Here is a 14,713-nt window from a genome sequence, read left to right on the forward strand (position 1 = left end):
CCTTCCTCTTTTTGCTTTTATCAAAATATATAGCCGATAATGCCACCTACAATAGCGCCTGCCAACGCCATGAGCAAGAGATCTCGCACCACCTTTTGGCGGTTGGCGATTTTCTCAGGTTCTTTGTAATAGGTGGCACGATCTTTGTATAATTTTCCCATCAGATAAGACACGATTGCGACCGCAACGGGTACAAACAACAAGCCGGTACACATACCAAAAACGAAAGACCAAACAGCATTGTCTTGCCAAGCCCAGATCGTTTTGATACTGTATAACACCGCCAGCAATAGTGCGCCAATTGCTGTAACAAGAAAAGCGCGCTTCATCAGGTATCGTTGCTCTGCATTGATCCGTTCTTGGTAACTGTCTTGGTCACTAAAGATCGGTGGCGCATCTAAATTCCCTTCAAAATAATAATAGCGTTTTTGATAATGACTGATATAGTGCCAACCGCTTGCTTCGTATAACGCAATATAGTCAGATTCTTCTGATAGTTCACCTTCAAAAAAATCGACTGCAAATTTCTTTGCCATCGGCGGTTGTTTCTCAAATGTCAAAAATCCCCATCGGTTCATGCCCACAAACTGCCAGCCTAACATGGCTTGCTTTTGCAAGCGGAGCATTTCTTTTTCTGGGTAATAGGCAACCCCCAGAGAATACAAATATTTCCTACGCTTTTTCATGTTCACTCCCTCCTATTTGCTGAACAAAACCAGCCCCGATCTCATAAAAAAGTTTCCGTCGTTGAATGTCCTTTTCTAAAACTGAGCGTCCGAGATCGGTCATGCGATAAATCTTTTTGCGCTCTGCGGTTTCATCTAAGATGATCCATTCTCTTTTGGTCAATTTTTTCAAAATCGTATACATGGTCGCTGGACCAATCTCAAAGGAACCTTGACTGATTTCATGTACTTGCTTCATGATCGCATAGCCGTGCTGCGGCTTGAGCAATGCCAATAAAATCAAATAGGTTGCGTCGGTCAACCCTTCCTCCATTTGTTTCCTCCATCCCGCAAACTATATCACTTAATGATATAGTAGCGAATCTGCCCCACGATGTCAAACCCTTTCAAAAAAAATCCGCTGCTTCCAGAAGAAAAGCAGCGGCTATCTTTAATTCACGATTTTGACTGGTGTATTGTAAGGCATGTTGTAATAGAACCATTTGGCATCAGGAACCGCCAAACGGATACAGCCATGAGAGGCCCGTGTGCCTAATTTACGTCCCTCCACAGCACTGAAAGTATTGGTTGACCAGGCGATGCTGGTTGGGATCGTGTGGAACAAATAGATCCCGTGGTCTTTAAACGAGCGATAATACGCTGCCCCTGAGAAGGCCAATCCTTTTTCTGCTTGTATGCGGAAGCTGCCTAATGGGGTTGGTGTGCCCACTGCTCCAGTGGAACAAAGCATGGTATAAATCACTTTATCGCCAGATTTGATGTAGACTCTTTGCTTGCTGATAGACACTTGGATATTCAAGTTTTTCACATCTAATGATGGATATTTGCCACCTGTGGTATACATCCAAAAATTACTGTTGACACTATAGGTCTGACTTTCTTTGATCCAACCAATCTTGCCGGCTGGTGATACCAGATACAAATAATTCCCGTCACTGGTTTTCGCTAATTTAGTCGCTTGTGCCATATAACCTTTGTAGGTACTTTTGGCACCTAGTTTGGTACTGTTTGGGTCTGCTTTATCAAAGAAATTCCCACTATTATTGTTGACGATCACGTAACGGCTAATGGTACTTTGTGAATAGATCGTATGGGCTGATTTCACACCTGTTGCGTTGATATACCCGAGCCATTTGTTATTTTTATCGTATAAGGAGTAATAGGTCGCGCCATTGTAATGCTGGTATTTACCCGTTACTTTGATCGTTTGATTCAAATAACTGCCACTACTAGCCTTTTGCTTAAAAAAGTTAAGGTCTTGCCATAGTGTATAGTTGCTGTTTTTGACTTGAACACTCAATTTTTCGCTTTGCCAAATGCCGCCTTGATTAGTGGCAACTGTGGCTGCACCTGCATTCACATAACCGATCCATTTGCCGCTCTTGTCATACAATGATAAGTATAGCGCGCCATTGGCATGACTATATTTCCCTTTGGCAAGATAGGTTTTACCTGCTAAGGCAGTCGTATTGTTTTTCTTGCTTGTCCAGCTAAAATTGCCCCAGATCGTATAGTTTTTCTTCGTCAATGTGACATATTTGCCGTAATTTTGATAAGCACCTTGGGCGTTGCTGGACAATTTGACACCTGTCGCATTGATATAGCCGAGCCATTTGTTGTTTTTGTCATATAGGGAATAATACGTGGAGCCATTAAAATGACTGTATTTTCCTGTCACTTTGACCGTCTGTCCATTGATATCTGCAGTCGTGCCTTTTTTGGCTGTCCAATTGAAATTCTGCCATAACGTATAATTGCTGCTGGTGATGGTCGCATAGCTGTTTTCTTTTTGCCAAACACCGCCTGCGTTGGCTGCGGTTTTGGTACCAGCTCCGTTGACCCAACCAATGAAAGTTTGTGTGTTGTCATATAGTGCGTAATACGTAGCTTTGTTGCTGTTTTTATAAAAACTTTCTTTCACTAAATAGGTTTTTTGATTGTAATTTGCTGTGGTGGTCAATTGTTTGTCTAAAAAGACAGATTGCCACAGTGGATAGTTATTTTTTTGGATCGTGACGTACTTGTTCTCTGTTTTTAGCGTACCAGAAGCAATCGATACGGCACCAGACTCAACGATGCCTCCTTGACCTTGGTCATTTTGCAAGAGGAGATACGCTTGGTTGGTCGTGGAATCTTTGTATTGCTTAACAGCCTTCAATACTTGCCCAGCAAATCCTTGGTTTGAGCCATTTTCAGATAAAGTTCCCTCTGTCAGTTGGTAGAAGAGACTGCTTGTTGGCACATTTTCTGTATCGCTGATAGCAATGGTTTTCAGCTTCACATATTGGGTTGCATAGCCCTGTACTTCTTGTACTGCGATCTTCGCTGCTGTGTCTTCTGATGGTGAAGTATCAGTCTCCGATTCCTCGCTAGTTGAGCTGGACGGTCCCGTTTCAGTTTTCACTTCTTTTCCTGTTGCTTCCGACGACCCATCATCTATGCTTTCCTCTGATGAAGAAGTTTCTGGTGTATCGGAGTCCGAGCTGCTTGGTGAAGTGGACGTGTCCCCAGTTGTATTGTTGTCTTCATTGTTGCTGGTGCTATTTTCTTGACTGGTGCTTTGATCGGAATCATTTGTGGTACTTTCTGTTGTGGCAGCAGTATTTGTTGCTGCAGCAAAAACCTCAATCCCTGTGCCTAAAACCGGTGTTGCGAGTAATAGAAAAGCAAAAGCCCCATTTAACACCCGTCGTTTCACTTTTTTCATCCTAACTCCCCCTCGTTGTTATGCTACTTTTTCATTGTGCTCATTTATGAATAAACCCTACATATTTAGTATACCACTGACCGTAAAAAAACATAAAAAAAAGAGAGCGACGACCTTAGTCGATGCTCTCTCATATAAAAATAGGTTTAGCTATGTTCAGCGATCAATGCTTTCAATTGATCTTTTGTGTGAACGCCGATCGCTTTGTCTACCACTTGACCGTCTTTTTTCAACAGCAGTGTAGGAATCGACATAATGCCGAACGAAGCCGGTGTTTCAGGATTTTCATCCACATCCATTTTCACGATTTTTAATTCATCTTCATCATATTCACTTGCTAATTGTTCTAAGATTGGCGCTTGCATGCGGCAAGGACCACACCATGTTGCCCAAAAATCAATCAGGACTAAACCTTTATCGGTTTCTTCTGCAAAAGTTTTATCGGTAATTTCTAATGCCATTGTACTTCCCCTCCATTTGTGTGACTAAAAAAAGTATAACATGGATCAATCAATTTTTAAAACCGTCTGCTTACAAAAGGTAAGAATAATGAAGAATTACTTAAATTTTACGATGGTTGCCCCATTTCCCCCTTGATTGCTCGGCGCAAACTCATAACTTTTGACAGATCGATGATTTTTTAAATACTCAGTGATGCCTTGACGCAAGGCACCTGTTCCTTTACCGTGGACGATCGTGACTTGCGGATACCCAGCTAAGATAGCGGCATCTAAATACTGATCGACTTCTGCTAAAGCCTCTTCATACCGTTTTCCCCTTAGATCCAATTGATTGATGACAGGGCTGTTGTCTGCGGAACGGATAGTGTTGACGATACGCTGCACAGGTTCTTTGACCGGTGCGGCCGGTTGCAAATCAGCTTCAGGCAACGTCATTTTTAAAATACCGATTTGTACTTGCCATTGATTTTTGCCGACATTTTTCAGCAGTACGCCACGCTGACCATAGGACGTCACCAGCACTTCATCGCCGACTTTCAACGTTTTGGCCGCTTTGGCTTTTTGCAACACTTTGTTTTTCTGTAATTTTTCTTCTTGCTGTAACCCGGATAATTTCGTTCTTGCGTCGATCAACTCATGTTCTTTGACTTTTGTTTGACCGCCAGCTAATTGCATTTTGCGAATATCAGCAATGATTTTTTCTGATGATTCTTTGGCTTCTTCGACGATTTGATTGGCCTGTTTGCGGGCTTTAGCCAATTCTTTTTCTCGTTCTTCAAAGAAGTAACCATAGGCGTTTTGCAGCTCTTTATGCAGATCTTGGGCTTCTTTGACATAATGACGAATCTCAAGGTATTCTGTTTCCGTCATTTTGCGGCGGTTCTCAAGATCAGCGATCATTTCATTCAAATCTTGGCTTTCACCATCCATGATTTGCTTGGCCTGATCAATGATACCTGTTGACAAGCCTAATCGCTTAGATATTTCAAACGCATTGCTTCGTCCTGGTACGCCAATCAATAAACGATAGGTTGGACTTAACGTATCCACATCAAATTCCATCGAGGCATTGATGGTATTGGCACGGTTATAGCCATACACTTTCAGTTCGGGATAATGGGTCGTCGCCATGACATACGCTGATTTGGCACCTAAATCATCTAAAATCGCAATCGCCAAAGCGGCACCCTCTTGGGGATCCGTTCCGGCGCCTAATTCATCAAATAGGACCAAACTTTGGTCATTGACTTTATCCAGAACATCCACGATTGTCGTCATATGAGAAGAAAATGTGGAGAGGCTTTGCTCAATAGATTGCTCATCGCCAATATCCGCGAAAATCTCCGTAAAGATCCCCATTTGACTCTCTTCTTCGGCCAAAATAGGCAAACCTGCTTGCCCCATGATCTGCAATAGGCCCAAGGTCTTCAACGTGATCGTCTTCCCACCGGTATTAGGTCCCGTGATGACTATCGCTTGATAATCTTGACCGATTTGAATATCATTCGGTACGACTTTTTCTTGATCGATCAGAGGATGACGCGCTTGTTTGAACACGACATGGTTCTCGCGGTTGATTTGCGGTACGATGGCGTTCATTTCTTTACCGAAACGTGCTTTGGCATTCATGAAATCGAACTGGCCGATCACATAGGCATTGTGCAAAATTTCTTTCTGGTACGGTACCAACTCTGCAGACAGTTCTGCTAAAATCCGTGTGATTTCATCTCGTTCTGCAATTTGATGTTGCCGCAAACGATTGTTTTGCTCGACCACTTGTTTCGGCTCGATAAACAACGTTTGTCCAGAAGAACTTTGATCATGGACGACCCCGCCAAAGACACCGCGATATTCCTGTTTGACAGGAATCACGTAGCGATCGTTACGCATGGTGACGATCGTATCGCTTAAATACTTCGCGTTGCCGCCTCGAACGATATTATCTAACGTTTCACGAATCGTTTGCTCTGCACGGCGAATCGATTGGCGAATCCCTCTCAATGCCGGCGAAGCCTCATCCGTGACGCGGCCATCTTCATCAATGGCTTCTTTTAAGCGGCGGTTGAGTGTCGGCAATGAAACCAGCTGTTCTTCCCAATGATACAAACGGCCAAATTCGATCTCGCTATCCGTTAAATCATCGAAAAAGCGTTTGAGTTCTTGTGTAGTAGACAGGACTCTAGCGACTTGTGCCAATTCAATGCCATTTAGATCCGCACCAATTTCGATTCGTTTCATTTGCGGACGGATGTTTTCGATTTTCGGCACAGGAATCCCACCCCGCAACCGTTGCACCTTCAACGCATCTTGTGTTTCAGAAAGCCATGCAATGATCACTTGTTCCTCGCTTGAAGGCGCTAGTTTTTCAAGTGCTTCTTTCCCTTGCGCTGTGACGATATACTGAGCAATTTTTTGTTTGACCTGATCAAATGCCAATACGCCTAATATTTTTTTATTCATCTATTTTCACCTGCTTTGCTATTGTTTGCTGTAAAAAAGGCAGTCTGGCTTTCCAACCATCTGCCTAGAGATCTTAACCAATCACATCTGTGATCCAAATTCGATAGAAATAATCTGAAATGATCGGTGAATGATTGACGATAAAATCGATCGTACTGCTTTTATCAAATAGATTTTGTACCGTTGCAAAAGGGATCATAGACAAAATCATGAAGAAGATATACAAATTGATATACATGAGTACCACATTCAAGACACCGGCCAAGACCCAATCGTAGCCGTACAAAAAACGCAGCCGTTTATACCGCAGACTATCTGCGAAAATCGCTATCAATTTGGTAATCAGCCACCCAGCGAACAACACCATGACAAAGGCGACAGCTGCATAATAAGCCTTATCTAAATCTAGTGCCATTTCCAAATCATAATATTTGAGTGTAGAATCTGCTGTGACTGACATATAAGGAACATATAATTCAATTTTTTTAGCAATCTCCTGATATTTCGCTACAGCGACCATGAAAGAGATGATATACCCTAAAACGGAAACCAATTGTAAACTGGTTCCCCGACGCGCCCCGCTATAAAAGGCAGCTAAAAGCAGCATCGCAACCACTAATCCAATCATTTAGGTATCCTTTCTACGCCACACTAGCCATGGGCTGTTTTTTCTTGAATATTGCGTTTTCTTTGTTCATTTAAAATTTGTTGTGCTTCCACATGATTATGGATTTCCACATCGCTGCGTCCAGTTTCATCAAGTACCTGACGTGCTTCCGACTCGATAGCTTCGATGCGCTTGATCCGGTTTTCCAACTCAGTAGCCTTGATGGCTTGACTGCGCAATTCATCGACTTTCTTTTGTAGCCCCAATACCTGTTCTTGTTTTTTTAATTGATCAGAAATAGCATTGATCGCTAGCAAGATCGACGCTTGCTCTTTGTCCGTTTGTGGGGACAATTGCATGATCTCTACCAATTGTTCATTGACCAGTTTGGTCACCATGTCCATATGTTCTTTGCTCTCGCGGCCAATGATTGTGTAATTTTGATTCGCAATCACTGCTTTGTAGCGTTTTTTTTGCTCCGTCATAGGAAAACTTCCTCCCACTGCTTACATTCTGTATTATTGTATCACTTCAAGCACCGTTGCCGCAAACTCCTCACTATTATACGTGATTTTCATCTGAATTTCCATGCCCCTAGCCTCTAATCCACTTGCAAGCCAAAAAAACTTCAGAAAATATGGTAAAATCTTAACGTATCCTTTGTTTTTGTCTGCAAAAACAATGATTGAGGAGGAAAAACATGTCTGCGTCTGTCATCAAAGTTTCCGCAAGCGAAATGAAAAAAATACAACTATATTATCAATCTGACCGTTTAGCAAAAACGGCCCCCTACACGTTATTCACTGCTAAGAAAAATCAAACCACCATCACAGCCTATCAATCTGGAAAGGTGATGTTCCAAGGAGCCAATGCAGAGAAAGAAGCGGCACTTTGGGCCAGTTCAGGGACAACCCCGACGGCAAAAAAGGCCGCTTCTGGTGGCGACCCATTGCCAGCCGGTTTTAGTGAAAGAAATGCTATCGGCAGCGATGAGGTTGGGAATGGCAGTTACTTCGGCCCGTTGGTCGTTTGTGCGGTCTATGCTGAGAGGACGCATTTGCCTCGCCTAAAAGAAATCGGCGTCAAAGATTCCAAAATGTTGACTGATCCGCAAATTCGCGCAATGGCGCCAAAAATCAAAGCCTTAGTTCCTTTTCAATTACTGACAGTCACACCAGAAAAATACAATCAGATCCAACCAGCCTATAATACAGTTCGAATGAAAGTTGCCTTGCACAATCAAGCCATCCGCTTATTATTGGAAAAAATCGCTCCACAAAAACCGGAAGCGATTTTGATTGATCAATTTACCTCAGAAAAAAATTACCGCACCTATCTACAATCAGAAAAAAATGCCGTTACCTCACCTTTATATTTTGCGACAAAGGGAGAACAATATCACCTGTCCGTCGCTGCGGCATCGATTCTCTGCCGAACCGTATTCCTTGAGGAATTAGACAAAGCCTCAAAAGAACTTGGTTTTCGTGTACCTTCTGGTGCCGGCAACCCTTCAGATCTTGTTGCTGCCAAAATACTGCAACTCGGCGGTGAAGATTTACTGGGCAAGTATGCAAAGCTGCATTTTGCCAATACCGAGAAGGCAAAAAAAATCGCGTCGCGTAACTAAACATCTACGGACTGTCAGTTCATGCAACTGACAGTTTTTTTGTCAGATTTATTTGTCCGTCTGACGCTGTCCCATTTGACCATGATGCATCACATGACCGTCTGAGGTGCATCACGGCCAATCTGGATCAGTCCTGTCAAACAAGCTTGACTAAAATCAGTTTTAACCGTGATCTCAGGTACAATGAACGCACCTGACGCAGCAGCTAGATAAGATGTGATGGTTCGCGGCGATATCAGTTCTGACCATGTCCTTGGGATAAATACGACAATCTTGTGGGGATCATACATCGCAATCATGGCTTGCACCGATGCAGCGACATGTTTTGACACATCTGACAGTGTCAAAGGAAAGGACACTGTGTCAAAATGTGGCAAGTATTTGATTTCCCCGCTCATTTGATTGGCTCCGGTAAATAAATGGTCACCAATGACAAGTGCTGCCCCCGGTGGAAACAATTCTGGGAAATAAATTGCTGCAACAATTGCTGCGTCTTGCCGATAGGTCATCACAGCCGCATTCACATCATTTTCAATGATGATCTCGTCACTGATTTCTGCCGCAATGATCGACCTGAGTGCAACACCTTTAAACGCGGCCGCATCCATCAGCTCAAGCTTGCCCTTCACTTCCACGCCAGGGATGCCAACAACCGTCTTATAGATAGATGGGTAGGTTTGTTTGATGTTTTTTAAGGATTGTTGAAAGGCTTTGCTATCAGTAACAGCCTCTTTAATCGTTGAAATCACTGCGCCGTTTAAATCTGTGATGAAAAAACTGACACGAATCTTCTGATGCGCTTCAACAAATTGAATCACCAGCACCAGCGCTCTCATGGCATTGAATTGATAGGCTAACGCGCGTCTGCCACCGGTCTTTTGCGGGATATCTAACGGTATGATCCATTGATTGTCGACCATTTCCGGCAACAATTTATTGACAGTCACAACACTTAAATCCGCCGCTTCTGCCAATTGACGCTTTGTCATCCCTCGATGTTCTTCTTTCAAAAGAGAAAGCAGCAAGGCTTGATTGTGGGCTTTGATGTTTTTGGGTTGGTATGCTTTCATCTGGCTCCCTCCTTATCATTTGTATCATAGCAGATGATTCTTAGAATTTATACCTTTATTAATTTTGTTCATAAAGGTATAATGATCGTAACTTAATAAATAAAGTTAATAAAGTTTGATGACAGTCTATGATGAAGAGGAGAATTACTATGAGAATCGAACACGTGGCTATCTTTACAAAAGATTTAGAAAAAATGAGAACCTTTTACGAAACCTATTTTGACGCAACAAGCGGCGAAAAATACCACAATCAGAAAACGGGCTTCCAATCCTACTTTCTCACTTTCGCTTCGGGCAGTCGCTTAGAATTAACGACAAAGGCACATTTGAGCCCACGCATTGCCGAAAGTTTTGGCTATACCCATCTTGCCATGGCAGTCGGAAACAAGGTAGCAGTTGATCAACTCGCCACGCAATTCGTGGCAGATGGCTTCCCGCTTTTGAATGGTCCTCGAACGACGGGAGATGGCTATTACGAAGCAGTCATCCAGGATCCTGAAGGCAATTTGATTGAATTGACGACGGACACCCACAGCGATTCAGGGGGTGACATTCATGGCTGAAGATTTTGATTATCAATCTATGTTAGCCGGTGAACTTTATCTTGCTTCAGATATCAGTGCCCACCATCAATCAACGAAAGGAAAAATGCTGCAACAAAAAATCAATCAAACGCCATTCGATCAACCAGAAACGATCGTCGCATTAGAAGCAGAGCTGTTCGGTCAATTTGGCAAACATGGGTTTGTCCAGCCCCCTTTGTATGTCGATTACGGACGGCATGTGGAAATTGGCGAACATTTCTATGCGAATATGGACTGTCTATTTTTGGATGTGAACCGCATCATCATTGGTGATCATGTGATGGTGGGACCTCGGGTTAGTTTTTATACTGCAGGACATCCAATCGATGCCGCTATTCGCAGCCAAGAATTAGAGTTTGGCTTGCCTATCATTGTCAAAGATCATGTATGGATTGGTGGCAATAGTACGATTCTTCCCGGCATAACGATTGGTGCAAGATCAATCGTTGCGGCTGGATCCGTTGTGACTAAAGATGTACCAGAAGATTGTATCGTTGGCGGAAACCCCGCCCGCGTCATTCGCAAGATCAACGATAAGGATCACCACGATTGGCAAGAAGCTGCACAGCAGTATCGCGAGAAAAAAAGCCGCGCCCTTGGTGCTGCGCATTCCATTATAAAGGAGTAGTGCCCTATGCAATTTATGGATTACCACGTACACAGCGATTATAGTGATGATTCTTGGTATTTAATGGAGGATGTCGTACAGGATGCGATCAAGATGGGCTTATCTGAAATATGTTTTACGGAACATGTCGATTATGGGGTTAAAGAAGATTGGCTCCCGGATGACAATTATTTAGTGGGTAAAAATAAAGTCGTAAAAAATGTCCATTATCCTCGATATTTCAAAGAATTAACAGAATTAAAGCAGCGGTATCAAGATCAAATCACCATCAAAACCGGCATGGAATTTGGGATGCAACAGCACACGATCGCCCCCTTTCAGACACTCTTTGATGCCCATCCATTCGACTTTATTCTGCTCTCTGTGCATCAGATCGACAATTTAGAATTTTGGACGGGAGAATTTCAAAAAGGACGCACGCAACAAGAAAGCTATCAGCGTTATTATGAGGAAATGTATGAATTGGTCACTTTGTACAAAGACTATTCTGTCCTTGCCCATTTGGATTTGATTCGCCGATATCTGGATAAAGAAACAGATGCTTTCGATACGACCAAAGAGCAAATTGCAGAAATCTTGAAAGTCGTGATCCAAGATGGCAAAGGGATCGAATTGAATACTTCTTCTCACCGCTATGGTATCCACGGTTATACGCCGTCACTTGACATTTTGACGCTGTATCGCGACCTGGGCGGTCAAATCATCACGATTGGTAGTGATAGCCACGAACCTGCCCATCTTGGATTTCAAATCAAAGAAGGACAAGCGTTGCTGCAATCTCTTGGCTTCGCCGGTCTGTATACCTTCGATCAAATGACCCCGACACTTCATTCATTTGCTTAAGAAGATAGACAAAAACCAGCCCTAAAAAAGGACTGGTTTTTTGTCTTATTGATTGGTCCAAGCAGCGACTTCTTCTGCGTGATTGTCGACCCAATCTTTGGCTGCATCTTCTGCAGATGCGCCATCGTTGATTGCCAACATCACTTCTTCCATATCTTCTTGGGTCCAACTGAACTTGTCTAACACATCATAGACTTCTGGCATATCTTCCGACAAGCCTTGACGAACCATCGTATTGATGCTCTCAGCATCGCCCATGGTTCCTTCAGGATCATCAAGATATTTCAAGTCATATTTGGCGAACATCCAGTGGGGTGACCAGCCAGTAATCACGATATCTTCTTGATTTTTGATGGCTTGTCCTAACGCAACAGTCATTGCTCCTGAAGAAGACGTTGCGACTTCCCAATCAGACAAGTTATCATATGTTGCCACAGTATTCTCAGCTGCAGAAACCACACCGGCTCCTGGTTCGATTCCAGTGATCGTTTTGCCTGCTTCATCTGATAAATCGGCAATCGAATCGACATCCATATAACTTGGCACGACGATCCCTAACTTAGCCCCTTCTAAATTGGGACCCAAGTTTTCTACTTGGTCTTTGTATTGTTCATATTGTGCTTCATGGGTTGAAGGCAGCCAAGCTGCGACCATACCATCCACTTCACCTTTTGCGACCGATTCCCACATGATTGCATTGTCCAAAGGTGTCGTCTTGACTTCATAGCCCATCTCAGTCAAAACTGCCGCAACGACATGAGTTGAAGCAACTTCAGTATCCCACTCCACATAGGCCAAATTGACTGTTCCTTTGTTGTCTGACACATTGCCAAATGCGACAGAAGCACCGATCAATGCAACGACTGCCACGGCAGCAATGCCGCCAAATAATCGCTTTTGTTTGCGGTTTTTCACTGTTGCTGCTTGTTTTTTGTGTGCCGGTTTATTTAGGTTTTGGGTAAACCGATCCATAATGATCGCTAAGATGACCAATGACACACCACTGACGAAGCCATTTCCGACTTGTGCCCGCTGCAATGCGGATAACACACCGCGACCTAATCCGGGTGCCCCGATCATGGAAGCAATAACCACCATCGACAAGGCCAACATCGTTGTTTGGTTCACACCGGCCAAAATCGTACTTTTGGCTAATGGCAATTCGAGCTTGATCAGTTTTTGCCAGCCAGTACCACCAAATGAATCTGATGCTTCAACCAATTCTCTTGAAATCTGACGAATCCCTAAATTAGTCATGCGCACGGTTGGCGGCAATGCAAAAATCACTGAGGCAAATACCCCTGGTACCATACCGATACCAAAGAAAGCAACCGCTGGAATCAAGTAAACAAAACCTGGCATGGTTTGCATAAAGTCCAAAATTGGTGTAACTATACTTTGGGCTTTCTCACTTTTGGCCATCAAGATGCCTAACGGAATACCGATAATGATCGACACTAAGCTGGAAAGCAAGACCAAAGTCACTGTATTCATCAAGTCGGTCCATAATCCTTGATTATAAATAAATAGTAATCCAACAAAAGTAAAGGCGGTCAACCCCCATTTTTTACCTGAAACCATAAATGCCGCAATCGTCAACAAGACGATCAAAACCAATGGTGGTACGAACAATAGTACATTGGTGATTGTATCCATGATCAATTGACCAAAAGATTGCAATGCGGAGAATAAACCGCTGAATGTTCCTGTTAGCCATTCAGTGAAAGACTCGACCCAATCTGCTACTGGAATTGTTTGTTGTAAGAAATTACCCATTGATGACCACTCCTTCCTCATTGTTTGACGCGCTATCCGTTTCTGCCAATGCCTCGATCACACTGCCTCGGATCACTACGCCAATCAATCGGTCATTTTCTACGACCGCTAATGGTGTTGGAGAGTCATAAATCAAATTGAAAATATCTGTGACCAGCATATCTTTGTCGATTTTTTTTACATTTTTATCGATGACATCTTTTAAGGTCAAGTTGTTTTTACGGGCTTCCCGCGCCGACTCTGCTGTTAGACTTCCTTTTAAGTGACGCCGTTTGTCGACAGCCAGCAACATACTGACTTCTTCTTTACGCATGCGGTTCAATGCAACACTTGGTCCGTCGATTTCAATATTGGTAGTTAAAGCCGGCACCATGATATTTTGTGCAGTCAAAACTTTTGAGCGATCAACATCTTCTACAAAGTCCCGCACATATTGATTGGCAGGGTTGGTCAATATTTCTTCACCCGTACCGATCTGCATGATTTGGCCATCTTTCATCAAAGCGATGCGATCACCGATGCGCAATGCTTCATTCAAATCATGCGTGATAAAGATGATCGTCTTTTGCACGTTGGCTTGCAATTCCAGCAACTCATCTTGCATCTCACGGCGAATCAATGGATCTAGCGCTGAAAAGGCCTCGTCCATCAACAAGATCTCTGGATCATTGGCCAATGCCCGTGCCAAACCGACCCGCTGTTGCATCCCACCGGATAGTTGATCGGGGTATTGATCTTTAAAAGACAATAACCCTGAATTGTCTAAAGCTTTCTCTGCTTTTTGCGTTCTTTCTTCTTTTGATACACCACGCACTTCTAAACCATATTCGGTATTTTCTAAAATCGTACGATGAGGAAACAGACCGAAACTTTGGAAAACCATATTGATCTTATGACGGCGCACCTCTCGTAATTCTTCTTTGCTCATTTTGGCAATATCGACACCATCAATATAGATATCCCCGCCAGAAGGCTCAATCAAGCGATTCAACAGACGGATCAAGGTCGACTTCCCACTGCCAGATAACCCCATGATCACAAAGATTTCTCCTTCGTTGACCTCAAAATTGACATCATAGACACCAACCGTAGCACCGGTCTTTTCTAAAATCTCATTTTTGCTGCGTTGTTCTTGGATCATGGCGAAAGCTTGCTGTTTCTTTTTGCCAAAGATCTTGGTTAAATGTTCCACTTTAACTTTACTCAAATGTATAATACTCCTTTTTCTGAAAAATTTCACGAAAGTGACCATACCATACTAACA

At 43.2% G+C, this 14,713-nt stretch carries 14 protein-coding genes; 4 read left to right on the top strand and 10 right to left on the bottom strand.

Annotated elements, in window-relative coordinates:
* Nucleotides 1-20 precede the first annotated feature (20 nt).
* From AEQ18_RS06160 to zapA, 7 genes are all read right to left on the bottom strand, one after another.
* Nucleotides 21-686, bottom strand: a complete 666-nt coding sequence (locus AEQ18_RS06160) for a DUF2812 domain-containing protein (protein ID WP_054115493.1) — start codon at nt 684-686, stop codon at nt 21-23.
* Complete coding sequence (locus tag AEQ18_RS06165) at nt 673-999, bottom strand: PadR family transcriptional regulator (protein ID WP_054115494.1); 327 nt, start codon at nt 997-999, stop codon at nt 673-675. Before AEQ18_RS06165 ends, AEQ18_RS06160 begins: the two co-directional genes overlap by 14 nt.
* Nucleotides 1,000-1,116: 117 nt before the next feature.
* Nucleotides 1,117-3,393, bottom strand: a complete 2,277-nt coding sequence (locus AEQ18_RS06170; protein ID WP_054115495.1) for a L,D-transpeptidase family protein — start codon at nt 3,391-3,393, stop codon at nt 1,117-1,119.
* A 146-nt stretch (nt 3,394-3,539) separates the two neighbouring features.
* Nucleotides 3,540-3,854: a thioredoxin gene (trxA, locus tag AEQ18_RS06175; RefSeq protein ID WP_054115496.1), complete on the bottom strand. Its 315-nt coding sequence runs from the start codon at nt 3,852-3,854 to the stop codon at nt 3,540-3,542.
* Between the two features lie 96 nt (nt 3,855-3,950).
* The gene (locus AEQ18_RS06180; RefSeq protein ID WP_054115497.1) at nt 3,951-6,314 is read right to left on the bottom strand and encodes an endonuclease MutS2; all 2,364 of its coding nucleotides are present in this window, start codon (nt 6,312-6,314) and stop codon (nt 3,951-3,953) included.
* Nucleotides 6,315-6,387: 73 nt separating this feature from the next.
* On the bottom strand, nt 6,388-6,942 hold the full coding sequence (locus tag AEQ18_RS06185) for a CvpA family protein (protein ID WP_054115498.1): 555 nt from the start codon (nt 6,940-6,942) through the stop codon (nt 6,388-6,390).
* A gap of 23 nt (nt 6,943-6,965) precedes the next feature.
* Nucleotides 6,966-7,406, bottom strand: a complete 441-nt coding sequence (gene zapA / locus AEQ18_RS06190) for a cell division protein ZapA (RefSeq protein WP_054115499.1) — start codon at nt 7,404-7,406, stop codon at nt 6,966-6,968.
* 215 nt (nt 7,407-7,621) lie between these two features.
* Between zapA and rnhC the strand changes: the two genes are divergently transcribed.
* Nucleotides 7,622-8,548, top strand: coding sequence for a ribonuclease HIII (gene rnhC / locus AEQ18_RS06195; RefSeq protein ID WP_054115500.1), 927 nt, complete (start codon nt 7,622-7,624; stop codon nt 8,546-8,548).
* Between the two features lie 89 nt (nt 8,549-8,637).
* Here the strand turns inward: rnhC and AEQ18_RS06200 are convergent, their stop codons facing one another.
* Entirely contained in the window at nt 8,638-9,618 is a 981-nt protein-coding gene (locus AEQ18_RS06200) for an ROK family protein (protein ID WP_054115501.1), read from the bottom strand.
* A 149-nt stretch (nt 9,619-9,767) separates the two neighbouring features.
* Here AEQ18_RS06200 and AEQ18_RS06205 point away from each other — a divergent pair, with 149 nt between their 5' ends.
* Genes AEQ18_RS06205 through AEQ18_RS06215 form a run of 3 tightly spaced genes read left to right on the top strand, consistent with a single transcriptional unit; the run spans nt 9,768 to nt 11,673 of the window.
* Nucleotides 9,768-10,181, top strand: coding sequence for a VOC family protein (locus AEQ18_RS06205; protein WP_054115502.1), 414 nt, complete (start codon nt 9,768-9,770; stop codon nt 10,179-10,181).
* Nucleotides 10,174-10,830, top strand: a complete 657-nt coding sequence (locus AEQ18_RS06210; protein WP_054115503.1) for a sugar O-acetyltransferase — start codon at nt 10,174-10,176, stop codon at nt 10,828-10,830. The genes AEQ18_RS06205 and AEQ18_RS06210 overlap by 8 nt, the downstream gene beginning before the upstream one ends.
* A 6-nt stretch (nt 10,831-10,836) precedes the next feature.
* The gene (locus AEQ18_RS06215; RefSeq protein WP_054115504.1) at nt 10,837-11,673 is read left to right on the top strand and encodes a histidinol-phosphatase HisJ family protein; all 837 of its coding nucleotides are present in this window, start codon (nt 10,837-10,839) and stop codon (nt 11,671-11,673) included.
* Between the two features lie 45 nt (nt 11,674-11,718).
* Here the strand turns inward: AEQ18_RS06215 and AEQ18_RS06220 are convergent, their stop codons facing one another.
* Complete coding sequence (locus tag AEQ18_RS06220) at nt 11,719-13,449, bottom strand: ABC transporter permease/substrate binding protein (protein WP_054115505.1); 1,731 nt, start codon at nt 13,447-13,449, stop codon at nt 11,719-11,721.
* Nucleotides 13,442-14,656, bottom strand: a complete 1,215-nt coding sequence (locus AEQ18_RS06225; RefSeq protein WP_054115506.1) for a quaternary amine ABC transporter ATP-binding protein — start codon at nt 14,654-14,656, stop codon at nt 13,442-13,444. Before AEQ18_RS06225 ends, AEQ18_RS06220 begins: the two co-directional genes overlap by 8 nt.
* Nucleotides 14,657-14,713: the final 57 nt, after the last annotated feature.

Origin of the sequence: Enterococcus sp. RIT-PI-f (genome assembly GCF_001297065.1) — a bacterium.
Classification (GTDB): Bacteria; Bacillota; Bacilli; order Lactobacillales; family Enterococcaceae; genus Enterococcus_D.